This is a genomic window from Desulfonatronum zhilinae (assembly GCF_900182865.1).
In the GTDB taxonomy this organism is placed as follows: Bacteria; Desulfobacterota; Desulfovibrionia; order Desulfovibrionales; family Desulfonatronaceae; genus Desulfonatronum; species Desulfonatronum lacustre.
This window is the reverse complement of sequence record NZ_FXUJ01000003.1, coordinates 120,437-146,733: the sequence shown is the minus strand read 5'-3', so window position 1 is coordinate 146,733 and position 26,297 is coordinate 120,437. Positions and strand designations below refer to the sequence as shown.

Sequence of the window (26,297 nt, the reverse complement as noted above, 5' to 3'; positions counted from 1 at the left end):
GAATTCGGACTGAATGCGCCACCACGGCAACGTATTGCACCGAGGCGACATCTTTTCTCAAAGTGTTCAGCCATGCTCCACCCCGCCATACCACTCTGAGGTGGGCTTTATGCAGGGCTTTTTTCAGGATTGATCTGGCACTGCATAATGTTGGCATCGACGGTGGAGGGATTGTGTTGCAGAGCAAATAATGCTTTTGAAAACAGAATGTCGTGAACGAAAAAGGTTCTTTTCGAGAAGAGGCTTAGCTGTTTGTGAGATAAGGTGGTGAGTTTTTGTCAATTTCGTATAATAAGTCTGTTAGCAGTTGAAAAAGCCAGATTCTGCAGGCTGTTCAAAAACCCCGGCGGAAAGGCGGAAAAAGTTCAATGTCGAAGGGTGTTTAGTCGTTCTTGAGGGGGGTTGGACTTTTTGCAGCAACGCAGCTAGCGGGGATTATTCAACAGCCTGTTAGATGGGTTTGCCGTCGTGCCGACCCATATCCACGGCATTATTGTGGTTGTAGGGGCACCCGCAAGGAGTGCTCCTACGATGGGCGAGATTGTTGGGGGATATAAATCGTTGTGTACACCACGGGTTGAAATGGATAAACCAAAACCAACCCCGCACCATTCTGGGTAAATTAGGCAACGGAATCATTGGGAACACATTATCCGCAAGGAGTCCGAATTGAGTCGACTCCAGGAATGCATTGGCAATAATCCGACGAAATGGGCAATGGATAGACTGTTTATTCCACCTGACATCAACGCTACTGTTTCGGAAACCAGGGGTTCAAGGTCTGCCCTGCCCCAGGTCCCGTTTAGAACTTTGACCTGACATACTGAGAGGAGTCCACCTGATGCGCGGTGATTCTGGAGCAAGGCGTTTGTGGCGGGGGATGGCCGTTTGCTTGGTGCTGGCCGGGGCGATGTTTTTGGCGGGCTGCGGGGATTCCTCGCCGCCGGCCCAAGGGCGGCCGCCGGCCCTGCCGGTGAACGTGATCACGGCCCAGAAGATGACCGTGCCCATCTACGGCGAGGCCGTGGGCAACACCCAGGCCGTGGAGACCGTGGAAATTCGCTCCCGGGTCAACGGGCACATGCTGCGCCGCGACTTCGGAGACGGGGCCCTGGTCAAAAAGGATCAGCTTCTGTTTCTCATCGACCCGGATCAGTACCAGCAGGATCTGTCCAAGGCCAAGGCTCAATATGAGTATTCCCAGGTCAGCCTGGAACTGGCCCGCAAGGAGACCCAGCGTTACGCAACGCTGCTTCGTCAGGCCATGATCTCTCAGGAGGAGTTCGACCTGAAGCAGATCAAGGAGCAGGAGGCCGAGGCCAATGTCCTGGTCAACGCGGCCTCCGTCAACCTGGCCCAGCTCCAGCTCCGTCACACCCGGATCACCTCACCCATCGACGGACGGATCGGCTTCGCCCTGGTGGACCAGGGTGGACTGGTTACTGCCGGTTCGACCCTGCTGGCCAAGATCTCCACCGTAGATCCGATGCATTTCTTCTTCTATCTCAGCGAGGAAGACTATCTCAATCTCAGCGCCCATTTCGGGGACGACTTCCAGGAGGTCTTCAAGACCCTGGACATTCGGCTGACCCTGGCCGGAGGCTTGATCTACGATCACACCGGGCATCTGGACATGTTCGACCGGGAGGTGGACCCCAAGACCGGCAGCATCGCGGCCCGGGCCGTGTTCCCCAATCCGGACGGGATGCTCCGTCCGGGCATGTTCGGGCGGGCCCGAATTACACTGGAGAAGGAATGGGAGACGCTGCTTATTCCCCAGGTGGCCATCATGGACACCCTGGGTCGCAAGAGCGTGTTCGTGGTGGACGACCAGGGGCTGATTGCCTCCCGCGGCGTGGAGGTGGGCATGCGCCTCGGCAATCTGCGCGCAGTCCGGGGCGTCGAGCCCGGCGACCGGGTGGCTGTGGACAATCTCCAGAAGCTTCGTCCCGGCGCCCATGTCGCCCCCACCGTGGTTCCCTACGAACTGGAGGATACGGAAGAGACTTCGGTCGAGACTCCGGCCGCGCCCCCGACTACCTCACCGACAGACCCCTTGACCGATCCCGCCGGCTCGCCTGTTTCGGACGCCACCGTGAAACCGGCTGACAGCCCCGCCGGGGAGTGAGCCAGCCATGTTCTATAAATTCTTTATCGACCGGCCCGTCTTTGCCTCGGTCCTGTCCATCGTCATGACCCTGGCCGGGGTTCTGGCGCTGGTCAATTTGCCCGTGGCCCAGTACCCGGAAATCACCCCGCCCACGGTGAATGTCAGCGCCAGCTACCCCGGCGCCTCGGCCGAAGTGGTGGAGCAGGCCGTGGCCACGCCCATCGAGCAGCAGGTCAACGGCGTGGAGGGGATGATCTCCATGTCCTCCACCAGTTCCAACGACGGCAGCTACAGCCTGACCGTAACCTTCGAGGTGGGTCACGACCTGGACATGGCCACGGTGGACGTCCAGAACCGGGTCAGCCAGGCCGAACCCAAGCTGCCGGACATGGTCAAGCGCATGGGCGTCACGGTGAACAAGCAGTCCACGGGCATGCTCCTGGCCGTGAACCTGATCTCGCCGAACGAAACCTACGACGCCCTGTTTCTGCTCAACTACGCCAAAATCAACCTGACCGACGCCCTGAGCCGGGTGCCCGGGGTGGGCAAGGTGGACACCTTCGGGGCCGGGGAGTTTTCCCTGCGCATCTGGGTCGATCCGGACAAGATGGCCTCCCTGGGCATCGTGGCTTCGGACATTGACCAGGCCCTGCAGGATCAGAACATCCAGGCCCCGGCCGGGCAGATCGGCCAGGCCCCTGCCCCGCCGGGAACCCTGTTCCAGTACGCGGTGCGGGTTCGCGGCCAGCTCACGGAGGTCGAGGAATTCGAGGACGTGATCATCAAGACGGCCGATTCCGGAGCCGTGGTCCGGCTACGGGACGTGGCCCAGGTGGAGCTGGGCGGGGATTTTTACGGCGTATTCAGCCGTTTTTCCGGCAAGCCCACGGCCACCTTGATGATCTACCAGCTCCCCGGGGCCAACGCTCTGACCGTGGTGAGCGACGTGCGCAAGGCCATCGAAGACTTGGCCGGAGCCTTTCCGGACGACGTGGGCTATGAGATCGCCTTCGACACCACGGAGTTCGTCTCCAAATCCATCGAAGAGGTGGTCCAGACCCTGTTCGAAGCCTTTGCCCTGGTCTTTCTGGTGGTCTTTCTCTTCCTGCAAAGCTGGCGGGCCACGATCATCCCGATGATCGCCGTGCCCGTGTCCCTGGTGGGCGCGTTCATCGCCTTCCCGATGCTTGACTTCTCCCTGAACACCCTGACCCTCTTCGCCCTGGTTCTGGCCATCGGCCTGGTGGTGGACGACGCCATCGTGGTGGTGGAGGCGGCCCAGCACAACCTGGACAACGAAGGCATGACCCCTCGGGAAGCGACCCTCAAGGCCATGGACGAGGTGGCCGGGCCGGTGGTGGCCAACGGGCTGGTCATCGCGGCGGTGTTCATCCCCGTGGCCTTTCTGGGCGGGATCGCCGGGCAGCTCTATAAACAGTTCGCCCTGACCCTGACGGTGTCCGTGGGCATCTCGGTCTTCAACGCCCTGACGCTGAGTCCGGCCCTGGCCGTGCTCCTGTTGCGGCCCTCCAAGCCGGGCCGCGGCCCCCTGGGCTGGTTCTTCCGTCAGTTCAACCGTTTCTTCGCCTTCTGCACCCGGGGCTATACGGCCACGGTGCGCGGAGCCATTCGCGGCTGGGTCCTGACCCTGTGCGTCCTGGTCGTGCTCTTCGGCGCCACCTATGGCCTGCTGCGAGCACTGCCCACGGGCTTCGTGCCCCCGGAGGACCAGGGCTATTTCCTGGTCAGCATCCAGTTGCCCCCGGCAGCGTCCCTGGAGCGCACGGATACGGCGGTGCGCAAGGTGGAGGCCTATCTGGACCAGGCCGAGGGGATCAAGGCCTACATTTCCCTGGGAGGGTTCAACATGCTGGGGGCTGGGGTGTCTTCCTACGCCGCCACCATGTTCGTGATTCTGGATTCCTGGGACGAGCGCCAAACACCGGAGCTGACCCTGGACGCCATCCTGGCCCGGGCCGGACGCTTCTTATGGAGCATTGACGACGGACTGGCCTTCGCCTTTTCCCCTCCGGCTATTTCCGGGCTGGGTGCCACGGGCGGCGTGGAGATTCAGATCCAGGACCGCACCGGAGCGGGAATCCAGGATCTGGCCCGGGTGGCCAATGAGTTTATGGCCGCCGCCGGCCAACGTCCCGAGGTGAGCAATCCCTTTACCACCTTTTCCGTGAACGTGCCCCAACTGCAACTGGAACTGGACCGGGACAAGGCCAAGAACATGGGCGTGCCGCTGACCCAGGTTTATTCGGCGTTGCAGGCCTTTCTTGGCGGGCTGTACATCAACGACCTGAACAAGTTCGGGCGAACCTACCGGGTCATGCTCCAGGCCAAGCCCGAATTCCGGGGCAAGCCCGAGGACATCGAAAACTTCTACGTGCGCAACAACAAGGGCGAGATGGTCCCCCTGTCCACCCTGGTCACGGTCACGGACGCCTCCGGCCCGGAATACATCGCCCGGTACAACGTCTATCCGGCCATCAGTGTGACCGCGGACACGGCCCCCGGGTTCAGCAGCGGCCAGATCATCGCGGCCCTGGAAGAGACCGCGGCCCAGGCCCTGCCCGCCGGATTCGGCTACGAATGGACGGGCATGGCCCTGCAGGAGAAGGAATCCGCCGGAACCTACGGTCCGGTCTTTGCCCTGGCCCTGCTGATGGTCTTCTTCTGCCTGGCGGCCCTGTATGAAAGCTGGGCCATTCCCTTCGCCGTGCTCTTCGCCCTGCCTTTGGGGGCTCTCGGGGCCTTCAGCGGACAATGGCTGCGCGGCCTGGACAACAACGTCTACGCCCAAATCGGGCTGGTCATGCTCATCGGCCTGGCGGCCAAGAACGCCGTGCTCATCGTGGAATACGCCAAAACGGCCTACGATCGGGGCATGAGCGTGGTGGAAGCTGCCGTGGAAGCCTCCAGGATGCGCTTCCGCCCGATCCTGATGACCTCCCTGGCTTTCATTCTCGGAGTCCTGCCCCTGGTCACGGCCACCGGAGCCGGAGCCTCGGCCCGCCACGCCCTGGGGACCTCGGTTTTCGCCGGAATGATCGCAGCCACCTTCCTGGGCGTGTTTTTCGTGCCCTTTCTCTACGCCCTGGTGATCGGGATGCTGGATCGGCTTCGGGGTGGAAGACGCGACGCGAGAACCGATCGCGCCGACGAAAGACGAAACGGAAACGGCTTGACGGTGCGGTGATAATGTCCGTTGAGGGAATCGAGTTCGTTTCGGGAGGGGGGTGCCGGATGGATGAGGGGGGAGCGGGGCCATGCAGGATGGGTATTCAAGTGCCGGAGTCAGATGCAAACCGCCTCTTTGCACCTGACTCCGGATAAATTAGTCAAAGCAAATCCCGAACAATATTCGGGATTTTGCTTATTATTCAACAAATCTACGCTTTCGCGCTAGGTTCTACCGAGTATTTTTCCTCTGTTGTATCAACAAACACAGCAGCAACTGCATCTCCTGTAACGTTCAATGTAGTTCTGGCCATATCAAGGATTCTATCAATTCCAGCAATCAAGGCGATACCTTCCATTGGCAAGCCAACGGAAGCCAAAACCGTTGTAAGGATGATCAATCCTGCTCCGGGAACTCCGGCAGCTCCGATGGATGCCAATGTTCCAGTAATGACAATTACCAACTGCTGTCCCAATGACAAATCCAGGGCATAAACCTGGGCGACGAATAAAGCGGCAATACCTTGATAAAGCGCGGAACCATCCATATTTATTGTCGCACCCAATGGCAAAACAAAACTTGCTGTTTCCCTAGATACTCCAAGATTCTCTTGTGTACATTTCATTGTCGCAGGAAGTGTCGCCCCGCTGCTGCATGTTGAAAAAGCAATAAGTTGTGCAGGAAGTATTCCTTTATAAAACGCTGGCAGCGTCAACCGTGTAAATCCTTTTATAACAAGTGAATACACAATCAATGCATGCAGTATCGCTCCCATATACATGATGCCAATAACTTTCGCCAAAGGAAAAAGCACAGAAGGTCCGTTCATTGCAACAACAGGAACAATCAATGCAAAAACGCCATATGGAGCCAATTGCATAACCATTCCTGTAATTTTATACATAATTTCTGCAAAACCATCGAAGAAACTCTTGACTGAATCGGCTTTTTTGCCAACCAAAGAGATGGCCACTCCGATAAACAATGCAAAGACGATAATTTGCAACATGGACCCTTCAGTTACAGCCTGAAAAGGATTCCTGGGAATGATATTTACCAAAACATCAATAAGAGGCGGTGCCTCACGGCCGGTGTAAACGGCATCCACAGGCAGAACCAAGCCTTTCCCAGGCTTAAAAATGTTTGCCAGAAGAACACCCATTGTCACGGCAAAAGCAGTAGTGGCCAGGTAAAACGCAATGGTTTTGCTCCCCATTCTGCTCAGTTTCTTGACATCCCCAGTGCTCGCAGCACCTACGACCAACGAGGAAAAAACCAAGGGAACAATAATCATCATGATCAACCGGATGAACAAATCTCCAAAGGGCTTGATGTAGCTTACGGCAACGTCTTGCAGTCCCTGCATGAACAGCCCGACAACAACACCAGCGATTAACCCTATTAAAATCTTTGTCGCTAGACGCACTTTCCTACCTCCTCGTGTTTGAATAGTGAACAGTGTTTACCAGCAAAAACAATCATCACGTCTCCTCTCTCATTGATTGACGCGCCTCACGCACAATGGCCTCGGCGAGAATTTGCGCGGCATCCACCACGGGATACGATGTCCGAATGCATCCGGAAATGACCGAGAGCTCCGTACAGGCCACCAGCAATGCCTGGGCGCCGTCCTGAACGAGACCATCTACAGCGGTCCGCAGAGAGGATCTGACGTCTTCTCCATACTGACCTGTCTTGATTTTCCTGATGGCTGCCATCAACGCATCCTGATCAGAAGACCTCGGCGCAAGGATCTTCAAGTTATGGGCTGCAAAAGCCTTTTCATAAATGCGCAAGTTAAGAACCGCGGTCGAAGCAACCAAGCCAACGGCTTGAATTCCGGGAGCCCGGACGGCTACGGCCTCGGTAGCCAGGGCAATCATATCCAAAACCGGAATGGAAACAGCTTGTTGAATGTCTCGGTGATAAAAATGGGCCGTATTGCACGGCATGGCCAAGAAATCGACCCCCCAGGCGGCAAGCTTGCGCGCCATTTCCTGCAGACAGAAAGCCGGACTTTCGCCTTTGCCTTCAAGCAAGGCATTGATGCGAGAGGGGACCTTGGGATTGTTATCCACCACCATCCGGATATGATCAACATCATCCTTGGCCGGCGTGGCCTTGATGACCCTGGCCATGAGATCCACGGTGGCTTCCGGCCCCATGCCTCCGATAATCCCCACCACCTTTTCATCCATGGAGCCTCCTTTCGTGCATTCCAACAAAAAAAAATCCCGGAAAAATTAATTGAAATTTTTCCGGGAATGCATCAATCGGATACGTCTTCCTGCCCCAAAAGCGGCTTCATATACGCATACAGGGCTGGCGAGCCACCGGTGTGAACGTAGAGAACGTTTTCACCATTTTTGAAATAGCCCTTGCGGGATAAATCAATGAGACCGGCAACAGCCTTTCCCGTGTATACCGGGTCCAACAGAATCCCTTCGGTTTTGGCCATCAGATTGACGGCCTCCACCATTTTCTTATTGGGCACAGAATATTTGGGACGCCAGTAATCCCCGAACGCAACCACGGTCTCACGGGGAATGTCCTGTTTGATCCCGACGCGCTGGGCTGTTTTCACGGCCAGTTCATGGACCAGAGGTTCCTGATCCGCAGAGTCACGGCTCACCCCCACCCCAACGATGGGAATATTCATGTTGCAACCCAAAAAGCCGGTCAGCAGCCCCGCATGCGTTCCGGCGGAGCCGGAGGCCACGCAAAGGCGATCAATGTTCAAGCCTTGCACGAACAACTGATCCTGGATCTCCTGCGCGCAGGCCACATAGCCCGTGGCACCGATGGTGTTGGAGCCTCCGCCGGGGATGATGTACCCCTTGCGACCCTCGCCAGCCAGTTCATCAGCGACTTTGGCCATGGCCTCCATCATGCTGGAACCCGCGGGAACCACGGTGATTTTTTCCACACCCAATAGGTTGAAGAGAAAGTTGTTTCCCGAAGCTTCAGGATTGTAACTGCCAGGCACCCGTTCTTCAAGAACCAGTCGGCATTTCAGCCCCTCTTTGACCGCCGCGGCCAGGGTCAGACGACAATGGTTGGATTGAACCGCGCCGCAGGTAATCAGGGTGTCCGCGTCCTGGACCAAGGCGTCAGCCACGAGGAACTCCAGCTTGCGGGTCTTGTTTCCGCCGGAAGTCAGACCAAGGAGGTCGTCACGCTTGATGTAAATGTTGGGTCCCCCCAGGGCCGCGCTGAAGCGGGGCAAAAACTCGATGGGGGTTTGACCTGCCGTGTACCGGCGACGAGGGAATTGAGCCAGGTTCATGAAATTTCTCCTTAAGGGTTATCGAGCGAGTATGGCTTCAATTTCAATGGTGGCGTTTTTCGGCAAGGCCGCAACCTGTAAAGCGGATCGCGCCGGAAGCGTCGTTTTGAAGTACTGCGAATAGACTTCATTCACAGCGGCAAAGTCCGCCATGTCGGTCAGAAAGACCGTGAGCTTCACGGCCCGGTCCAGGCTTGTTCCGGCAGCAGCGGCAATAGCCGCAATGTTTTTCAGGCACTGATGCGCCTTTTTGCCGATGTCGCCAGCCACAAAGTCTCCTGTCTCTGGATCCAGAGGCAACTGTCCAGAGACAAAAACCAAGTCTCCAACAACTACGCCCTGGGAATAGGGGCCGATGGCAGCGGGCGCATGATTGGTTGACAGAGGTTGTACAGCAATTTTCTGGGTCATGATGCAAACTCCTTGCGTCCATCAGACGCTGTTTTAAAGTCGACTCAAGCTCTTCTTCACTCTTATCTTATTGATATGGCTACAATATCACACACCACCATCAAGATCACCAAGTCTATGCAACCGTTGCTTTTGCCCTCCCGGAGCACGAACCCACCAGGCCAGGACTTTCCCTTGGTTTCCAAGCATTCACATCCTGCTTAGGTGAGGTCAAAAAAGTTGTCAATATTTTATAAAATATTTTCTAAATTTTTTTGAATCTTTTTTGATATTAAATCATCCTTAACTTTGGCCTGCACCTGGTGTAATGACCGAACGTCCAAGGTCAGCGAAGCTTCCGACTTGCCGAATCGTTGGCGAAACGCCTCAATGGTTCGTTTCGCCGTTGACCACGCTGGATAATTCAAATGCGGGTGAGTGGAGAAGAAGTGGAAGAAAAGAACTGCGAAATGAAATCCCTGACCGCGTATCAGCGGATCAGGGACATGATCATTACCAGGGAAAAACTCCCTGGAACGCGTCTTGTGATCTCGGAGCTGGAGGAAGAACTGGGAATCGGTAAAGGGCCGATTCGGGAAGCGTTGATGCGCCTGGACCGATCCGGCCTTGTACGCAATATCCCTTACAAGGGCGCGGTGGTGGCCGAATCCCCGCGAATGCGGGAGATCGAGATCATCTATGAAATGCGGGTCAAGCTGGAGACGACGCTGGCCCTGGAAGCCATGGCCAATATGGACGAGCCGGGCATTGCCAGGCTGGAATCCATGTTGGCGGAAATGCAGCCGGGATTGGACCTTCAGGCCTTATATCATCTGGACCGCCAGTTTCACTCCCTGATTTACGAGTACTCAAGGCTGACCCATCTCTGCCTGGTGGTGGACAAGCTGATGGAGTCCGTGGATATCTTTCTGGTCAATCGCCCCCGGGACGACAACGATCTGGCGCGAATGCACGAGCAGCACGCCCAGATTCTGGAAGCCCTGAAAAAGAAGGACGAGGCCATGCTCAAGGAGATTTTCAAGCAGAATATCAAGAACGGGCTGCGGCTGATCAAGAAGGTCTACAGCCGATTCATGTTCCATTAGTTGGACCAAGCCCCGTGCTCATGAATACCTGGTCCGATCTCGGTGGATGTCTGGCCCGATCTTGGAGGATGTCTGGCCCGATCTCGGTGGACACAGGGTCCGACCTCGTTTCAGAACCGTCGGATATTGTAGACGGATCGACCCTCGGCAATGATCACCTCCGGAGCGGTGGTGGAGTGGACCACGGTGGAGACGTTCCCCACCCGGTTGCCCAGCATCCTGATCCGGGAGTGGGCGATGATGTCGCAGGCCACGGCCGGCTTGAGGTAGTCCACGCGCAGGTCGATGGTGGCGACCCGGTCCTTGATGCTGCCGGTGCTCCAGACCGCGAATCCCCCGCAGGTGTCGATCAGGGCGGAAATCACTCCGCCGTGCAGGGCTTGGCGGCGGGCATCGCCCTGGAGTTCCGGCCTGTACGGCAGGAGCAGGCGACACTGGCGATCCCCGAGGTCCAGGAGTCGGATGCCCAGATAGGCATTGAAGGGGATGCCTGTTTCGATCAATTCGCGAAACGCCTGCAACGCTTCCGGATTCATACCAGCCTCGCTTCATATGTCATCCCAGTTCCAATCAACGATTCTCTTTCGGTGTCGGTGTCGATATCGGCATCTGGGTCGAAATCAGGATATAGCCGAACAAACAGTTTCGATCCCGATACCGACCCCGATGCCGACCAAGAGAACTGCATTATTTTAAGAGGATAACGCATTACCGAAGGAGGGTTGGCGTTACCGGATCCACCGATTTCGTGGCGGTTCCATGGAAAATATACCCTGCCAGCCACCACTTCCGGACCACGGTGGTCTCCAGGGCGGTCAATCGAAAACCGCTCCGGGTCAGCAAGCCCGAAACATCCCTGTTCAGATGGCATCCACCGGCCAACCGCTTCCAGATCGGGGTCAGCCGGTCCTGCCAGCGGCGCACGGCTCGGTCCGGCGCCGCGCCGTGCTCGCAGAAGATCAGCGTCCCTCCCGGCTTGAGCACCCGGTACATTTGCCGCAGCCCCTCTTCGGGCGAAGCGACGCTGCAAAGCGTGAAGGTCGTGACGATGGTGTCCATGCTTGCGCTCTCCAGCGGAAGCTCTTCCACGCTCCGGTCGATCCAGTGTGGAACGACCGGCCCGGAACGGGCCGCGTGGGCGGCGATGCGGAGCATTTCCGGAGACGGATCAAGCCCCCAGAGTTCGGTTACCACAGCCGGGTCATAGTAGGGCAGATTCAGGCCCGAGCCGATCCCGACCTCCAGAACGCGGCCCTGGGCCGGCGGGATGATCCGCGCCCGCAGGCGACGGATCGGCCCTTTGCCGCAGGCGGCGTGAATCAGCCGGGGAAGAACGGTGCTGGCGTAGAATCCCATGATTGTCTGGTATGGTGTCGGAGCTGGACCGCATCCACGAACGAAGCCGACGACGGTCTCGGTCCGGTCGCGTCCGTCATGCCCGTCATGCTTGTCAGATTCGTCATGTCCCGCAAAACGTCTTGTAGGCTCCGGCCGAGGGGGGAGGCGGCAACCGGTAGTCGGAATCGATCGGCTCGGCGTACGGCTGGGCCAGGACGTCAAGGAGTCGATGCGTCACGCGCAGGTCGCCGTGGTCCACGGCGGCTTCCAGGGCCTCCTCCACGCGGTGATTGCGGGGGATCACGGCGGGATTGGCGGCGCGCATCCGTTCACGGACGGACGGCATGGCTCCCGAGGATTCCGGCTGTCGATTCAGCCGCGCTTGCCAGCGCTTCAGCCATTCCGCGAAGGCCTGGTCCTGGAACAGCGGCAGGCGTTCCGGATGGTCCGCGGCCAGATCGCGCAGCGTGTTCGTGTAGTCCAGCCGATTCCGATGCATGTGCGTCAGCAGATCCTGGACCAGGGCGGCGTCATCCTCTTCGGACGTGATCATCCCCAGCTTGGCCCGCATCCCCGTCAACCAATGATCGCGGTAGACGTCGGGGAACGATTCCAACACCTCGTTGGCCAGGTCAACGGCTTTCTCCCGGCTTTCATCCAGCACCGGCGCCAACGTCTCGGCGAAACGGGCCAGATTCCACTGGGCGATCCGGGACTGATTGCCGTAGGCATAGCGGCCCTGCTGGTCGATGGAACTGAACACCGTGGCCGGATCGTAGGCATCCATGAACGCGCAGGGGCCGTAGTCGATGGTCTCTCCACTCAAGGCCATGTTGTCCGTGTTCATCACGCCGTGGACGAATCCGACAAGCATCCACTTCGCCACCAGCGCGGCCTGGCGCTCCATCGCCACTCGCAAGAGGGCCAGGGGCGGGTTGTCGGAGGGTTCCAACTCGGGGTAGTGGCGGCGCAGGGTGTACGCCGCCAGTGTTCGGACATGCTCCGCCGCGTCCCGGGCCGCGAGATACTCGAACGTGCCCACGCGAATATGGCTGGACGCGACCCGCGTCAAAATTGCTCCGGCCAGTTCGGTTTCCCGGAGCACCGGCTCCCCGGTGGTCACCACGGCCAGGGCGCGGGTGGTGGGAACGCCCAGGGCATGCATGGCCTCGCTGATGATGTATTCCCTGAGCATCGGCCCTAGCGCGGCCCGGCCGTCGCCGCGACGCGAATACGGGGTCTGCCCGGAGCCTTTGAACTGGATATCGAAACGCTCGCCGCGCGGAGTGATCTGTTCCCCCAGGAGGATCGCCCGCCCGTCGCCGAGCATGGTAAAATATCCGAACTGGTGCCCGCCGTAGGCCTGGGCGATGGGTTCCGCGCCGACGGGAAGGCGATTGCCGGAAAAAACCGCCGCGCCGTTCTGCCCGGAGAGAATCTCTCCGTTCAGTCCTAAAAACTCGGCCAAAGGACGATTCAAAAGCACCATGCGCGGCTCACGAACCGGAACCGGACGCAGCCGGGAAAAGAACACCTCCGGCAACCGGGCATAACTGTTGTCGAAACGCCACCCGGCAGGGTCCCCGACAAGTGTCCCCGGTGCTTGATCATGCGTGCCCATGCCGCTCTTTTGGATCAACGGATTGTTTTGCATTTCGGAACTATGCATCCTCGATCCGAGGTGTCAATGTAGTTATGGTGATTTTTTATCTCAGCCGTAAAGAGCCTCCATGCTGAGACATGAGTTTTTTCTTGACTTCCCAACCTCTCCTGGGGAAATAAGCGCGTTCATGTTTTCTTGCCGGGTCCGCCCGTAGGGGATAGAGGGTCGGGCTGTCTCGGTATGCGGAAATGGTCGTGCATGTTGATTGTCCACCTTGTTACCGATTGGAGGAGCAGATGAAAGGCAAAATACTGGTTTTGGCGGCCGCGGCGGTCTTTTTCTGGACCGGGACCGCTTTGGCGGACGTCCTGGAAAACATCAAAGGCAAGGGCTATATTTCCTGCGGCGTGGCCGGCAGGGTGCCCGGATTCTCCGTGCCGGACGAGCAGGGCGTCTGGAAAGGCCTGGACGTGGACTACTGTCGGGCTCTGGCCGCTGCCGTGTTCAACGATCCCGAAAAAGTCCGCTTCGTTCCTCTGACCACCACCGAACGCTTTACCGCGGTGCAGACCGGCGAGGTGGACGTCCTTTCCCGGAACACCACCTGGACGTTCCAGCGGGACGTGGAACAGGGCATTGATTTCGCGGGAATCATCTTTTTCGACGGCCAGGGCTTCATGGTCAACAAGAACCTGGGCGTGACCAGCGCCAAGGATCTGAACGAAGCCTCCATCTGCATCCAGATCGGCACGACCACGGAAATGAACGTTTCCGACTATTTCGCGGCTCATGGCATGACCTACAAGCCCGTGGTCTTCGAGAGCGCGGACGAGGCCACGGTGATCTACGACACCGGACGCTGCGACGTGTACACCACCGACGCCTCCGGGCTGGCCGCCCGGCGGACCACGCTGTCCAACCCGGACGATCACATCATCCTGCCGGAAATCATTTCCAAGGAGCCCCTGGGTCCCTCGGTGCGCCAGGGCGACCCCCGCTGGAGCAAGATCGCCCGCTGGACCCTCTTCGCCCTGATCAATGCCGAGGAGCTGGGCGTGAATTCCCAGAACGTGGATGAAATGCTGGAATCGGCCAATCCCAACGTCAAACGGCTGCTCGGCCAGGAAGGCAATTTCGGCGAACAGTTCGGACTGACCAATGCCTGGGCCTATCAGATCGTCAAGCATGTGGGCAATTACGGCGAAATCTTTGATCGCAACGTGGGACCGACCACGGCCTTGAAGCTGGAACGCGTTCAAAACGACCTCTGGACCCGCGGCGGTCTGCTCTACGCTCCCCCGATCCGCTAAGAAACTCCCTGAAACGTATACAGGTCTAATGGTTCAGAATTGGTTGCGGATATACGCCATTCTTGCCATGCAGTAGGGGCGACCGGCCGGTCGCCCCTACACCTGGACATGAAACCAGGTATGAACGACTCCATAGCCCTTTCCCATGTCCGCCCCCGCGTCTAAAATTCCTCTTGGGACACCTCCCTCTGACCCGACTCGCCCTTCCCGGCTGGCCGCTCTAGCCGGGCTCGCGAACAACCCCGCGTTTCGGTCCGCGTTGGTCCAACTGCTGGTCTTCGCCGCGGTGGTCGCGGGGCTGATCTGGGTGGTCTCCACCACGGCGGACAACCTGAAGCGGGCCGGGATTTCCTCGGGCTTCGGTTTTCTGGGCCAGACCGCGGGTTTCGAGATCAGTCAGACCCTGATCGAATACTCCCGGACCAGCACCTATGCCCGGGTATTTTGGGTGGGTCTGTTGAACACCCTGCTGGTCTCGGTGATCAGCATCACGGCCTCCACCCTGATCGGCTTCGTGGTGGGCGTGCTCCGGCTGTCCTCCAATTGGCTGATTTCAAGCTTGGCCGCCGCGTATATCGGCCTGATCCGGAACATCCCCCTGCTTTTGCAGATTCTGTTCTGGTACATTGCCATTCTGATGCCGCTGCCCGGCCCCCGGCAAGCCTACAGTCTTTGGGAGACCTTCTTTCTTTGTAACCGGGGACTTATTCTGCCCCGACCCGAATTTCATCCCGGCACTTGGCTGATCCTGTTATTCGCCGTCCTGGCCATTCCGGCCGTGGTCGCCCTGACCCTCTGGGCCAGACGCCGCCAGCGCCTGACAGGCCAAAGATTTCCGACCTCCGCGGCCTCCCTGGGCCTGCTGGTGGTCCTGCCTCTGCTGGGCGCGGCCCTGGCCGGATTTCCCCTGACCTGGGTGATCCCGGAACTGCGCGGCTTCAATTTTCAAGGCGGCATGACCCTGCTGCCGGAACTGACCGCCCTGATCCTGGCCCTGACTCTGTACACCGCCGGATTCATCGCCGAGAACGTCCGTGCCGGTATCCAGTCCGTGGACAGGGGCCAGGAGGAGGCCGCAGCGGCTCTGGGACTGCGGCCCGGCACGATCATGCGTCTGGTGGTCATTCCCCAGGCCATGCGGGTGATCATTCCGCCCCTGACCAGCCAGCACCTGACCTTGGTCAAGAATTCCTCCCTGGCCGTGGTTATCGGCTACCCGGATCTGATCTCGGTCTTTGCCGGCACGACGTTGAACCAGACCGGGCAGGCCGTGGAAATCATCGCCATGACCATGCTCTTCTATCTGGCCGTGAGCCTGCTGATTTCCCTGTTCATGAACTGGTACAACAAGCGGATGGCCCTGAAGGAGCGGTAGTCCATGTACGTAAAGACCACCCGCCATCCGGACCTGCCGCCGCCCCTGTCCGAGGTCGGGGTTCTGGGCTGGCTGCATAAGAACCTGTTCTCCTCCTGGCTGAACTCGCTGATGACCCTGGCCGCGGCGGGCCTGCTCCTGGCCGCCCTGCCGCCGATACTGAACTGGGGTCTGTTCTCGGCCAACTGGATCGGCCAGACCAGGGACGCCTGCCTGCCGCCCCAGGGCAATCCGGACGGCGCCTGCTGGGTGTTCATCCGGGTCCGCTTCGACCTGCTGATGTACGGCTTTTATCCCCAAGCCGAGCGCTGGCGGGTGGTGTTGACCTTCTTGCTGCTGGTAGGGCTGGGCGGGCCGTTGATCCTTTCCACCCTGTTGCCTTTCCGGGAGCGGATCAAGCAGGGCCTAGTGCTGGACCTGGTGCTGGTCCTGCCGCTGGCCGTGGCGGCCTACAGCCTCGTGTTCCACGGCATGCTCCCGGGACTGGCGGTCCTGGTTCTGCTTCTGGCTCCGGAACTGCTTGGCCGGGCGTTCAAACGCAAGCTGCTCCCACCGACCATGCTCCCCTGGCTGCGTCAGGCCGTGCTCATCGGCGTTCCGGTCCTGGTCTGGTTCGTGACGAGCCAAGCGATGCAGGCTCTGGACCCCGGCGCGGCCGGCCCCCTGGCTCTGGCAGCGGGAGGCTTGGCCTTTCTCACCTTTGCCCTGTCCGGGCAGTCCGTGACCTCCTGGCGATTCGCCCTGCTGTTCACCATCTATCCCTGCGTCGCGTATCTACTGCTCCTGGGTGGAGGGCTGGGTCTGCCCCTGGTGGAGACCGACCGCTGGGGAGGGATGTTCCTGACCCTGGTCATTGCCGGGATCGGCATCGCCGTCTCCCTGCCCGTGGGCATCCTCCTGGCCCTGGGGCGGCGCAGCCGGATGCCGGTGATCAAGGCCCTGTGCGTCAGCTTCATCGAGTTCGTGCGCGGCGTGCCCTTGATTTCGGTGCTGTTCATGGTCTCGGTGATGCTGCCCCTGACCCTGCCCCAGGGCGTACATTTCGATAAATTGCTGCGCGCCCTGATCGGGGTATCCCTGTTTTACGCGGCCTACATGGCCGAGGTGGTCCGGGGCGGCCTGCAGGCCATTCCCAAGGGCCAGTACGAGGCGGCCGAAGCCCTGGGCCTGCGCTACTGGAAGTCCATGCGCCTGATCATCCTGCCCCAGGCCCTGCGGCTGGTCATTCCGGGCATCACCAACACCTTTCTGGGCCTGCTCAAGGACACCACCCTGGTGGCGGTGATCAACCTGATGGACATTCTGGGCATTCTGAAAAGCGCTGTGGCCGACAGCAACTGGCTGGGCTACACCAAGGAAGCCTATGTTTTCGCGGGACTGGCCTTCTGGCTGCTCTGCTTCGCCCTGTCCCGCTACTCCATGCACCTGGAGAAGCGGCTAAAGACGGACAGATGACGGACAGAAGACGAAGCGAATGATGAAACGTTGAGGAACGGAAGAACGAAATGGAAATGAACGAAACCACGCCAACGGACATGGTCATCCGAATCGAGAGCCTGCACAAGTGGTTCGGACCCTTTCACGCCCTGAAGGATATCCATCTGGACGTGGCCCGGGGCGAACGGGTGGTGATCTGCGGCCCCTCGGGCTCCGGAAAATCCACCCTGATCCGGTGCATCAACCGCCTGGAAATTCATCAGCGCGGACGGATTCTGGTGGACGGGATCGAGTTGACCGACGATCTGAAGCGCATCGACCGGGTCCGCCGGGAAGTAGGCATGCTCTTCCAGAATTTCAACCTGTTCCCGCACCTGACGATTATGGAGAATTGCACCATGGCCCCGATCTGGGTGCGGCGCATGCCCCTGGAGGAGGCCCGTAAACAGGCCATGCACTACCTGGACCGGGTGCGCATCCCGGATCAGGCGGACAAGTATCCGGCCCAGCTCTCCGGCGGCCAACAGCAGCGGGCGGCCATTGCCCGCTGTCTGTGCATGAGTCCGAAGATCATGCTCTTCGACGAGCCCACCAGCGCCCTGGACCCGGAAATGATTAAGGAAGTCCTGGACGTGATGGTGGACCTGGCCAAATCCGGAATGACCATGCTCTGCGTGACCCACGAAATGGGCTTTGCCCGAGAAGTGGCCGATCGCGTGGTCTTCATGGATGACGGGGAAATCATCGAGGCCAACACGCCGACGGAATTCTTCAGGAATCCGCACACGGACCGGGCCAAGCTGTTCCTCTCCCAGATACTTTCGCACTGAGGTGTGACCGCTGGGGCTTGGCGGAACGCAAAAGCCTGCCCAAATCTCGTCAGGACGTAATTGCTCAATAAGGCCGGGCAGCCTACCGCGTTAGCGAGTTCTCTCGGTCGTCACCCCGGCGCAGGCCGGGGTCCAGGTGTTTTTGTGTGGTTCACTTGCCCGGATTGATTGACCAGTTACGTCAGGACGCTTGGCCGTTGAAAATGCAGGCAGCGCCAACCACCGCCAAAATCGCTCCCAGCCAGGCCGGACCGGCTGGGCGCTGGCCGGTGGCGACCCAGAGAATGGGCAGGATCAGCACCGGAGACGTGGCGGACAGGGTGGACACCACTCCGGCCGTGCCCCGGGCCAGGGCGGCCAAAAGAAAGGTCATGCCCAGAGCCATGCCCACAAGGCCGCTGAGCGCGGTCAGACCGGCTATTTTGGGCGTGATTTTGGCCGGAGAATGGAACATGGAGGCCGGCAGAAGCACGGTGGCGGAGAGGGCCAGGGCTGCGGTGCCCACGCGCAGGGCCGAGGCCGCCACTGGGTCCACTCCCGAAGCCAGAACGGGCTTGGCGATGATCGTGGATACGGCCTGGCACAGGGCGGCCCCAAGACCAATGAGCACGCCCACGGCCAACCGGCCGCGGACCTCCTCGAAAGCATGCCGCGATGCCGCCTCGCTCCTGAAGTGGATGGCCATGACCACCCCGATCATCACCAGGATGCATCCGGTCAGAGTGAGCGGGGACATCCGTTCGCCCAGGATGAGGATGCCCAGCAGCGCGGTCATGGGCGCGTTGGTGGCGAAAAGAATCCCGGAGCGCCTCGGCCCCAACCGGCGCAGGGCCGCGAACAGGGCCGTGTCCCCCAGGAAGATGCCTATCATGGCTGAGACTACCAGCACCGAGGAGTGCTCCAGGGTCAGGCTCCACCAGCCCCCGGTGACCAGGGCGGCCAGGGCGAGCATCACGAAGACCATGGACATCCGCAGGCGGTTGAAGGGCAGAGCCCCCAGCTCTCGGGCCGGAAACAGGGCGATCAGCCCACCGAAGGACCAGCACAACGCGGCGCAGAGCGCCAGGATTTCAGCGGGAACCATGTTGATCCTTTCCGGGCCCAAGAGGCCGCAGGGGGGGCCACGGGGGGGATGCCGCGGGGGGAAACAGCGGCACAACCCTTGAAGACAAACCTATCAGGTTATCGATAAACTCAAGTTTGGCGGGCTTCCTACGCCCAACCACATCAACCGTCAACGACGCTTTCGCGAGGAATCAATGCGAATCGGCATTCCCAAGGAAATCAAACCCCAGGAAGGACGGGCGGCTCTGCTGCCCAGACAGGTTCAACGACTGACCCAGGCCGGACACGCCGTGCTCGTGGAATCCGGCACGGGCCTGCTGGCCCGCGCCTCGGACCAGGATTACGCCGCGGTGGGGGCCACGGTGCTGCCAACGGCCAAGGAGGTTTTCGACTCGGCCCGGTTGATCATCAAGGCCAAGGAGGTTCTGCCGCCGGAATACCCGCTGCTCAGGGCTGAACATATTATCCTGACCAATATTCACGCGGCCATGAACAAGGAGGAATTGGACGTTTTTCTCCAGGTCGGGCTGACCGCGATATCCGCTGAGAACACGCATCGCTTCGGCTCGCCCAACTGCGTCCTGGCCGGAGAAGTCGGCGCGTTGGAGGCCGTGCGGCTGTGCCTGGCGACCTACGGCGGCACGGGGCGGCATTTCATGGGCCACTTCGGCGAACCCGCCCTGAAGGCGCTGGTCCTGGGGCTGGGCAACGTGGGACGTGGAGCCGTGCGCACCCTGCTGGGGCTGGGGGCCACGGTGATCGGGCTGGATGTTTTCGAGGGTGCGCGCAAGGCCGCGGGCCTGGACTGGCACGACCGAAGCCTGCATGTGGGCGATGTGACCGAACTGGAACGCCACCTGGAGGACGTGGACGCGGTGGTCAACTGCGTGCTCTGGCCCAAGGAACGGCCCGACCACCTGATCACCCGGAAGATGCTGGGCCGGCTCAAGCCCGGGGCCGTGATCGTGGACATTTCCTGCGACCGGGCCGGGGCCATCGAGACCAGCCGCCCCACCACCTGGGCCGATCCGGTCTACGAGGTGGACGGGGTGCGCCATTTCTGCGTGGACAACATCCCAGGCGCTGTCCCGGTCACGGCCTCGGCCGGATACGGCGAAGCCCTGCTGGACAAGATATTGGCCATTGCGGACAAGGGCGTGGTTCAAGCCTGCAAGGAAGATCCCTGGCTGGCCCGAGGCCTGACCTGCGCCGGGGGCACGCTCCTGCTGGAAGAAGCGGCCCGCTACCAGCAGCGGGACTTCACCCCGGTCCAAACCTGGCTGGAGGCCCAACCGACGTGATCGTGGCTCTGGGCGGCGGGTCGGCCACCAGGAAACTTTCGCCTGTTCCTCGTCCGGACGAGGAACAGGCGTCCAATCCCCTCTCCCGCTTTTCTCACAGCCAGGTCGGCGAATGTGCTTCGTTTTGTGTGGCCTAAGCTGCTCCCCATTTTGCGAAAGACTTCGGAAAGAGCTCGATATGCTTTCCTTCTGGTCCGTAACGAAAGACCTTTCAATTCTGGATATTCTCTCCAAATTCCAACAAACCAACCGGCTATGACGAATATGACCACGGACCCGGCCCGGATTGCCCTGAGCATACGTCAACCTTGGGTTGAGCTGACCCTCCCTGGGGCGCAAGGCCATCGAGGTCCGTTCATGGACGACCAGGCACCGGGGGCCGCTGTGGTTGCACGCCGGGATGACGCGGGAAAGAAAGCTCTTGCAGCGGTTTCGCTTGATCGAGAAGCAGTTGGCCTTTGGCGCGCTCGTGGGCCGTTGTGAACTGACGGACTGTGTTGAGTTCACTCCCGAGACCTGGGATCAGTAGCACGGCCGCCATTACCCCGCCCCTTCAGCAAATACCGGCGACGTTTGTCCTCGGGAAATTTCTCGATGGCGTACCGGAGCATGGTTCTGGGCATGTGCTGGTGGTGGCGTCGCAGGAAATCCTCTTCCGCGTCCAGATCCCGCTTGCCGATTTCCCGGAGCATCCAGCCCACGGCCTTGTGGATCAGGTCGTGGGAGTCGGAAAGGAGGAGTTCGGCGATCCGCAGCGTCTCGTCGAACTGGTTCTTCTTGATGAAGTGAAAGGTGGCCATGACCGCGATGCGCCGTTCCCAGATGTCGGCGGAGCGGGCCAGGTTGGAGAGCGGGGCGCGGCTTTTGTCCCAAAGGTGGGCGCCGACCACGTGTTCGGCTGAGACGTCGACGAGGTCCCAGTTGTTGATATGGCGCGTGTTGGCGAGATACAGATCGAAGATTCCCCGCTTCTGGTCGGCGGTCCCGCGCTGATACCGGCCGATCAGAATCAGCAGAGCCAGGAGACGTTCCTCGTGAATTTCCGAGGTCAGGAGGGCTTGCGCGTCGGCCAGGGGCATTGCCCGGAACATCCGGGCAACCTTGCGGGTCGCGGGAACCCGGACGCCGAGGAACCGATCCCCTTCCCCGTATTCACCGGGACCGGTCTTGAAAAACCGTTGCAGGATTACCGCGTCCGCTTCGCTGGCGAACCCCCGGAGTGCGTCGCGGGCTTTTTGAAGCATGTTCCGTCCAAATTCTCTGCGAGAAGTCGGCGCTTGCGCGGGCTTTTACATGGAAGCCCCGCCTTTTTTCTCGCCCCGCGCCGCCTGATGCTGCGCGGCCTGGTACATAAAGGTTCGGATAGCCACTTCGCGGTTGGGTTGGATGGCTCCGTCGTAGGAGGCGTCCAGGTAGGGGACGTTCATTTTCAGGAGCAGGGGCTTGAGGATGGCCGAGGTGATGGTGCTGGGCATGCAGGTGAAGGGGAAGACGTTGACCACGCCGTCGAAGTTGTCGTGGACGTATTCCAGCGCCCCGCCGATGCTCAGGGCGGCCTCGGTACCGATGTCGAAGGTGAACAGGCTGTCGTTGTCCAGCTTGTCCTCCACCGTGGTAATGGCGTGGTCGCCTTGGATGTCCAGGTGCTCCTGGGCCTTCTTGTAGACCTGATTCTGCCGCCAGCCCTGCCAGGCCATCTCGATCCGGCTGTCCGCCCATTTCCGGGTGGCGTCCACCAGAGCGCCGACATCCATCCGCTTCCAGGCCTGCCGCCAGTCCTTGCTGATGTTCCGGTGCTGCTCGAAGCTCACGTAGTTCACCCACTCGCCCAGGGAGGCGTCCACCACCTCCGCGCCAAAGCGCTCCAGCTCTCCGACAATGTTCTGGTTGGAATCCGGATGGGTGCGCAGGTAGATTTCGCCGACAATGCCGATCTTCGGCTTGCGCGGCTTGGCCGGATCGATGAGTTCCCTGGCCCCGGCGGCGATTTTGCCCAGCAACTCGTACAGGGCGTTGAAATCCCGGGCCTCGCCGCGGCGCTCGATCAGCTCGATCATCTCTTGCAGGGCCTTGGCCATGTAGGCGTCGGTAGCCCCGGGCTCGCGTTCGTAGGGTCGTACCCGCCAGGTGATCCGGTCCAGGACATCGGCCAGGATCGTGGCCACGTAGGCCAAGCGACGGAACAGCTTGGCCTTGTCCCCGGGCAGCACCCCCGTGGAGGCGTAGCCGTCCGCCGTGGACATGTAGAGAATGGGGATGTCCTTGAATTCCGGGAAGCGGTCCAGGACCAGGCGGTGCATCTTGTTGTACATCCCGAAGCGACAGGGACCGTCGGCCTCGGGCATGAAATAGACGTACTGGGTGACGTCAAAGGCCTCGCCCAGCCGCTTCTTCTCCTCCTCCAGAAAACCGAGAATGTCCCCCAGGGTGACCTGGCAGGGAAAGCACTCCTTGCCGGAGGTGAACTCCTTGCCCAGGTGCAAATGGGTGTAGGTGGGCATGACCACGGCCGGAACCCCGAAGGCCCGAAAGCTGGCGGCCAGCAGCCGGGAGCCGATGGGGGCCATGTCCGGGACCAGAAGGGTCCTGCCGGTAACGTCGAACCGGCCGACCTGCTGGGTCATCCGTTCCGCGAACGAGGAGGTTGGTTTGTCGGGGGGCATTTCCATGGTGGTGTCCGTTGTCTTTTAACTGTTTGCTCGTTGGGATGGTTTCGAATTGATCGATATGGCGGGGATGGGGTGGTATCCGTAGGGCACGGCGCACCGTGCCCCTACCGGGGGGACATTATCCGACTTCCCGCTCACGCGGCGATCTCTTTCTCTTCTGCTGCCTTGCTCGCCGCCCGTACATTCTTGACCACGTTCTGAAACGCCTCGATGCGGGTGAGCATTCCGGCTACGGCGCTGTGTTCGTCCAGTTCCAGAATCAGGAAGGGTTTGTCGCTCAGCACGTGGCCGTAGAAGTGTTCAATGAACGAATCCGGGCCGCAGGAGAAGTTGGTCAGGTGGACGCCGAACCAGTTGGGGGTGCGGGCGATCTTTTTGGTGGCCCGCAGGATGCGGGCGCCCAGGCCCCAATACATCCGGGGAAAGTCCTCCAGGGACTCGTCGTCCACGTCCAGGAAGTCCAGGGGCAGGGCCTTGATGCCCAGCTTGGCCATCTGCCGGCCCATCTGCAGGTTCAGCCGCTCGTCGTACAGGTTGTAGGGCCGACCGGTGACGATCCAGACGGCCTCGTCGCCGTTGACCTGGCTGAGGATTTCCCGGCCCCGACGGCGCAGCTCGGCCTTGAACTTGTTCTGCTCGTCCCAGGCCCGGTGCAGGGCACGGGCCACCACCGGCTTGGCCGGGCGCAAAGACGCGGGCAGGCTGTCGTAGACCGCGTCCACCAGCATTTCCGGGCCGTCCTTGAGGAACAGGGTGGGCCGGATGATCCGGTCGTTGTCGATGCGCAGGGCGGCCCGGACCAGGTACTGGGAGCTTTCCACCAGGGGGCAGAACTGGCCTTTTTCCTCTGGGTCCGCGGTGGCCATGTTGATCACGTTGGGCAGGAAGAGATAGTCCGCGTGTTCCAGAAGGTGATGCACATGGCCGTGGAACACCTTGACCGGAAAGCACATTTCCGCGGTCATGCTCTCCACCCCGGCCATGGCCATGGCCTGGGTGGTGGGCGGGCTGAAGACCGGACGCAGGCCCATGCCTGTCAATAAATGGGCCCAAAACACCCCCCAGTCCAGGGAATGCAGGCTCAAGGGCACGCCGATCAAGGGGCGGTCGTCCTTTTGGGGCCGCCCTTCTCCAAGATGCGCCCCGGTCGCCTGGACGGCGTCCCGAAACAGATTCCAGCGCAACTGAAAGTAGTCCGTCTCCTTGCGCACCGCGGTCTGGGCGGTTTCGTACCGGCCGCAATCCCCGCCCCAGACGCTCTTGCGCCCGCCGAAATTGTAGATCTTCAGCTTACACTCGTTGTGGCAGTTCTTGTCCGCCCGACAGATGCTCTCCTTAAAGGCCACTTCCAGCCCGGCCAGGTGCTCCAAATCGCGCTGCTTTTCCTCCACCTTGCCGGCCTGGGCCAGTTCGCGAACGGCCAGGGCCGCGCCAAAGGCCCCCATGACCTCCCGGTGTTTGGGAACCAGAATCGGCTTGCCCGCCACCTTCTCGAAGGCCGCGACAATGCCCTTGTTCAGGGATGGTCCGCCCAGAAACATGATCCGCTGACCGATGCGCCGGTTCTCCACCACCCGGTGCAGATAGTTGCGGACAATGGCGTAGCACAGCCCGGCGATGAGGTCCTCCCGGCCCGCGCCCTTCTGGGCATAGGCGGTCAGGTCGGACTCCATGAACACGGTGCAGCGCTCGGCCAGGTTCACCGGATTTTTGGACGCCAGGGCCACCTCCTGGAATTCGCCGATGATGTTGATGTTCATCTTGTTGGCCAGCTCGTGCAGAAAGCTGCCCGTGCCCGCGGCGCAGACCTTGTTCATCATGAAATCCGTGGGGTGGGTCTTGTCGATGGCAATGTACTTGGAGTCCTGGCCCCCGATCTCGAAAATGGTGTCGATTTCCGGATCCACGGCCACCGCGCCCCGGGCATGGGCCGTGATTTCGTCGATGACCAGATCCGCGCTGATGAAATCCCCGACCACGTTGCGGCCCGAGCCGGTGGTGGCCACGGCCTTGAGCCGGACGCGCGGGCCGACCTCGGCCTGAAGATGGCGCAACAGCCCCTGGGCCACTTCGATGGGCTTGCCCTGGGTGGGCACGTAGCGCTTGTGGATGATCCGGCCCTGGTCGTCGATCAGGGCGTACTTGGTGGAGGTGGAGCCGATGTCCACGCCGAGATAGGCGTCGATGACCCCCTCGTCTTCCGGTAGGGGCGGCAGGGTGTTGTCCGGATCAAAGACCGTGTATTCCAGGGACAGCGGCTGGGCCCGGCCGATGGCGTCCACCTTGGAGGCCGCCGGGGAGCGCAGCAGGTCCAGATCAATGCTGCTCCGAACCTTGCCGCGCAGGGATTGCAGGGCCGTGCCCAGGGCGCCCAGGGAGGCGTGGTGCTCCGGAACCGTCAGATTGGGGTAATATTTGCGGAAAGCCTCCACCTGAAGCTGATTGGAAGCCATCCCGCCGATGAAGATCACCGGTTCCACCAGCTCCCGGTTGGCCACGATGGTGCTCATGTAGTTGGCCGCGGTGCCGTGATGCAGTCCGGCGATGATGTTCGGCAGGGTCTCGCCCTTGTTCTGGAGGTGGATCATGTCCGACTTGGTGAACACGGTGCAACGACAGGCCACCGGGGCCGGATAGGTGCTGGTCGCGCCCAGGGCGATGAAGTCCTCCAGAACCTTTTGGAGCTTTTCCTGGTTCATGTCGAACTGGTCGCCGTACATGGCAAAGGTCAGCCGCTCGGCCTGCTGGTCGATGAACGAGCCGGTGCCCGAGGCGCAGGGCCCGTTGACGTTGAAGGCGGCCAAGCGCCACTGGCCCTGCTGATCGTAATCCAGCTCGAACAGGGCCGCGTCCTGACCGCCGATGCTGATGATGCTGCGCACCCCCGGGGCGACCTTGGTCGCGCCGAGCACCTGGGCGATGGTCTCCACCTCGAAGGGCGCTCCCAACAGCTCGCTGATGGCCTGACCCTGGTTGCCGGTGAAGGATATGGATTGAACCTGTTTACGGGGAAAGCGGGCGAGAACGTCTTCCAGGACCCTGGCCGTTTCATCGAGAACCAGGCCGAAATGACGGCGGTACGGGGCTTCGTGAACAAGGGTTTCAGAATCGTCGAGAACAACGCAATTGACGCTGACGGAACCGACGTCAACGCCGATATGGTAAGCCATGGGCGGGGTGCTCCTTGCAGGATTTGCGACACTCGGACAGGGGGCGACCATCACCCCCGAAGCCTTGATCTATAACCACGTCCCATGCTCCGGGCAAGTGCGAGGGGGAGTCAGGCGTAC

The 26,297-nt window shown here is 60.6% G+C and carries 20 protein-coding genes; 9 read left to right on the top strand and 11 right to left on the bottom strand.

Features of this window, described 5'->3' with window-relative positions; all coding sequences use genetic code 11:
- Window positions 1-841 precede the first annotated feature (841 nt).
- Together AC559A_RS04315 and AC559A_RS04310 are read left to right on the top strand one after the other, a co-directional pair.
- Window positions 842-2,128 carry an efflux RND transporter periplasmic adaptor subunit gene (locus AC559A_RS04315; protein WP_498816449.1) on the top strand — a complete coding sequence of 429 codons (1,287 nt, stop codon included), beginning with the start codon at window positions 842-844 and terminating at the stop codon, window positions 2,126-2,128.
- Between the two features lie 7 nt (window positions 2,129-2,135).
- Entirely contained in the window at window positions 2,136-5,315 is a 3,180-nt protein-coding gene (locus tag AC559A_RS04310) for an efflux RND transporter permease subunit (RefSeq protein ID WP_498816448.1), read from the top strand.
- 193 nt (window positions 5,316-5,508) lie between these two features.
- Here the strand turns inward: AC559A_RS04310 and AC559A_RS04305 are convergent, their stop codons facing one another.
- The 4 genes from AC559A_RS04305 to AC559A_RS04290 form a co-directional block, all read right to left on the bottom strand.
- Window positions 5,509-6,723, bottom strand: a complete 1,215-nt coding sequence (locus AC559A_RS04305) for a dicarboxylate/amino acid:cation symporter (RefSeq protein WP_498816446.1) — start codon at window positions 6,721-6,723, stop codon at window positions 5,509-5,511.
- Between the two features lie 55 nt (window positions 6,724-6,778).
- A complete protein-coding gene (gene cuyB / locus AC559A_RS04300) occupies window positions 6,779-7,495 on the bottom strand; it encodes a cysteate racemase (RefSeq protein WP_498816445.1) in 717 nt (238 codons plus the stop codon).
- A 71-nt stretch (window positions 7,496-7,566) separates the two neighbouring features.
- A complete protein-coding gene (gene cuyA, locus AC559A_RS04295) occupies window positions 7,567-8,583 on the bottom strand; it encodes a D-cysteate sulfo-lyase (protein ID WP_498816443.1) in 1,017 nt (338 codons plus the stop codon).
- Between the two features lie 18 nt (window positions 8,584-8,601).
- A complete protein-coding gene (locus AC559A_RS04290; protein WP_498816441.1) occupies window positions 8,602-8,994 on the bottom strand; it encodes a RidA family protein in 393 nt (130 codons plus the stop codon).
- Between the two features lie 407 nt (window positions 8,995-9,401).
- On the opposite strand from AC559A_RS04290, the gene AC559A_RS04285 reads away from it, so the two are divergent.
- A complete protein-coding gene (locus AC559A_RS04285; RefSeq protein ID WP_498816440.1) occupies window positions 9,402-10,079 on the top strand; it encodes a GntR family transcriptional regulator in 678 nt (225 codons plus the stop codon).
- A 110-nt stretch (window positions 10,080-10,189) separates the two neighbouring features.
- Here AC559A_RS04285 and AC559A_RS04280 read toward each other — a convergent pair whose 3' ends face one another.
- From AC559A_RS04280 to AC559A_RS04270, 3 genes are all read right to left on the bottom strand, one after another.
- Window positions 10,190-10,615, bottom strand: coding sequence for a PaaI family thioesterase (locus AC559A_RS04280; RefSeq protein WP_028572725.1), 426 nt, complete (start codon window positions 10,613-10,615; stop codon window positions 10,190-10,192).
- A gap of 172 nt (window positions 10,616-10,787) precedes the next feature.
- On the bottom strand, window positions 10,788-11,435 hold the full coding sequence (locus tag AC559A_RS04275; protein ID WP_028572724.1) for a class I SAM-dependent methyltransferase: 648 nt from the start codon (window positions 11,433-11,435) through the stop codon (window positions 10,788-10,790).
- A gap of 103 nt (window positions 11,436-11,538) precedes the next feature.
- The gene (locus tag AC559A_RS04270; protein ID WP_498816439.1) at window positions 11,539-13,086 is read right to left on the bottom strand and encodes a protein adenylyltransferase SelO; all 1,548 of its coding nucleotides are present in this window, start codon (window positions 13,084-13,086) and stop codon (window positions 11,539-11,541) included.
- A 230-nt stretch (window positions 13,087-13,316) separates the two neighbouring features.
- Between AC559A_RS04270 and AC559A_RS04265 the strand changes: the two genes are divergently transcribed.
- The 4 genes from AC559A_RS04265 (at window position 13,317) to AC559A_RS04250 (ending at window position 17,972) form a co-directional block, all read left to right on the top strand.
- Window positions 13,317-14,330, top strand: coding sequence for an amino acid ABC transporter substrate-binding protein (locus tag AC559A_RS04265; RefSeq protein WP_028572722.1), 1,014 nt, complete (start codon window positions 13,317-13,319; stop codon window positions 14,328-14,330).
- A gap of 145 nt (window positions 14,331-14,475) precedes the next feature.
- Window positions 14,476-15,705 (top strand): amino acid ABC transporter permease, encoded by a 1,230-nt coding sequence (locus AC559A_RS04260; RefSeq protein ID WP_498816437.1) that lies wholly within the window; start codon window positions 14,476-14,478, stop codon window positions 15,703-15,705.
- 3 nt (window positions 15,706-15,708) lie between these two features.
- Complete coding sequence (locus AC559A_RS04255) at window positions 15,709-17,160, top strand: amino acid ABC transporter permease (protein WP_498816436.1); 1,452 nt, start codon at window positions 15,709-15,711, stop codon at window positions 17,158-17,160.
- Window positions 17,161-17,210: 50 nt separating this feature from the next.
- Window positions 17,211-17,972 (top strand): amino acid ABC transporter ATP-binding protein, encoded by a 762-nt coding sequence (locus AC559A_RS04250; RefSeq protein ID WP_498816435.1) that lies wholly within the window; start codon window positions 17,211-17,213, stop codon window positions 17,970-17,972.
- Between the two features lie 181 nt (window positions 17,973-18,153).
- Here AC559A_RS04250 and AC559A_RS04245 read toward each other — a convergent pair whose 3' ends face one another.
- Window positions 18,154-19,056 (bottom strand): DMT family transporter, encoded by a 903-nt coding sequence (locus AC559A_RS04245; RefSeq protein ID WP_498816434.1) that lies wholly within the window; start codon window positions 19,054-19,056, stop codon window positions 18,154-18,156.
- Between the two features lie 175 nt (window positions 19,057-19,231).
- On the opposite strand from AC559A_RS04245, the gene AC559A_RS04240 reads away from it, so the two are divergent.
- Window positions 19,232-20,338, top strand: coding sequence for an alanine dehydrogenase (locus AC559A_RS04240; RefSeq protein WP_498816432.1), 1,107 nt, complete (start codon window positions 19,232-19,234; stop codon window positions 20,336-20,338).
- Window positions 20,339-20,726: 388 nt separating this feature from the next.
- Entirely contained in the window at window positions 20,727-20,867 is a 141-nt protein-coding gene (locus AC559A_RS04235) for a hypothetical protein (RefSeq protein WP_492207364.1), read from the top strand.
- Here AC559A_RS04235 and AC559A_RS04230 read toward each other — a convergent pair.
- The 3 genes from AC559A_RS04230 to AC559A_RS04220 form a co-directional block, all read right to left on the bottom strand.
- Complete coding sequence (locus AC559A_RS04230; protein ID WP_051434653.1) at window positions 20,842-21,582, bottom strand: DNA alkylation repair protein; 741 nt, start codon at window positions 21,580-21,582, stop codon at window positions 20,842-20,844. The two genes, AC559A_RS04235 and AC559A_RS04230, sit on opposite strands and share 26 nt — an antisense overlap.
- Window positions 21,583-21,627: 45 nt before the next feature.
- Entirely contained in the window at window positions 21,628-23,007 is a 1,380-nt protein-coding gene (locus tag AC559A_RS04225; RefSeq protein ID WP_498816430.1) for a CoA activase, read from the bottom strand.
- Between the two features lie 134 nt (window positions 23,008-23,141).
- Entirely contained in the window at window positions 23,142-26,177 is a 3,036-nt protein-coding gene (locus tag AC559A_RS04220) for an acyl-CoA dehydratase activase (RefSeq protein WP_498816428.1), read from the bottom strand.
- Window positions 26,178-26,297: the final 120 nt, after the last annotated feature.

Bases quoted from the DNA above. Each gene is read 5' to 3' on its own strand.
- AC559A_RS04280 (WP_028572725.1), bottom strand. From the start codon at position 10,615: ATGAATCCGGAAGCGTTGCAGGCGTTTCGCGAATTGATCGAAACAGGC.
- cuyB (WP_498816445.1), bottom strand. From the start codon at position 7,495: ATGGATGAAAAGGTGGTGGGGATTATCGGAGGCATGGGGCCGGAAGCC.
- AC559A_RS04225 (WP_498816430.1), bottom strand. From the start codon at position 23,007: ATGGAAATGCCCCCCGACAAACCAACCTCCTCGTTCGCGGAACGGATG.
- AC559A_RS04240 (WP_498816432.1), top strand. From the start codon at position 19,232: ATGCGAATCGGCATTCCCAAGGAAATCAAACCCCAGGAAGGACGGGCG.
- AC559A_RS04285 (WP_498816440.1), top strand. From the start codon at position 9,402: ATGCGGGTGAGTGGAGAAGAAGTGGAAGAAAAGAACTGCGAAATGAAA.
- AC559A_RS04310 (WP_498816448.1), top strand. From the start codon at position 2,136: ATGTTCTATAAATTCTTTATCGACCGGCCCGTCTTTGCCTCGGTCCTG.
- AC559A_RS04250 (WP_498816435.1), top strand. From the start codon at position 17,211: ATGGAAATGAACGAAACCACGCCAACGGACATGGTCATCCGAATCGAG.
- AC559A_RS04265 (WP_028572722.1), top strand. From the start codon at position 13,317: ATGAAAGGCAAAATACTGGTTTTGGCGGCCGCGGCGGTCTTTTTCTGG.
- AC559A_RS04275 (WP_028572724.1), bottom strand. From the start codon at position 11,435: ATGGGATTCTACGCCAGCACCGTTCTTCCCCGGCTGATTCACGCCGCC.
- cuyA (WP_498816443.1), bottom strand. From the start codon at position 8,583: ATGAACCTGGCTCAATTCCCTCGTCGCCGGTACACGGCAGGTCAAACC.
- AC559A_RS04270 (WP_498816439.1), bottom strand. From the start codon at position 13,086: ATGCATAGTTCCGAAATGCAAAACAATCCGTTGATCCAAAAGAGCGGC.
- AC559A_RS04230 (WP_051434653.1), bottom strand. From the start codon at position 21,582: ATGCTTCAAAAAGCCCGCGACGCACTCCGGGGGTTCGCCAGCGAAGCG.
- AC559A_RS04245 (WP_498816434.1), bottom strand. From the start codon at position 19,056: ATGGTTCCCGCTGAAATCCTGGCGCTCTGCGCCGCGTTGTGCTGGTCC.
- AC559A_RS04255 (WP_498816436.1), top strand. From the start codon at position 15,709: ATGTACGTAAAGACCACCCGCCATCCGGACCTGCCGCCGCCCCTGTCC.
- AC559A_RS04315 (WP_498816449.1), top strand. From the start codon at position 842: ATGCGCGGTGATTCTGGAGCAAGGCGTTTGTGGCGGGGGATGGCCGTT.
- AC559A_RS04260 (WP_498816437.1), top strand. From the start codon at position 14,476: ATGTCCGCCCCCGCGTCTAAAATTCCTCTTGGGACACCTCCCTCTGAC.
- AC559A_RS04290 (WP_498816441.1), bottom strand. From the start codon at position 8,994: ATGACCCAGAAAATTGCTGTACAACCTCTGTCAACCAATCATGCGCCC.
- AC559A_RS04220 (WP_498816428.1), bottom strand. From the start codon at position 26,177: ATGGCTTACCATATCGGCGTTGACGTCGGTTCCGTCAGCGTCAATTGC.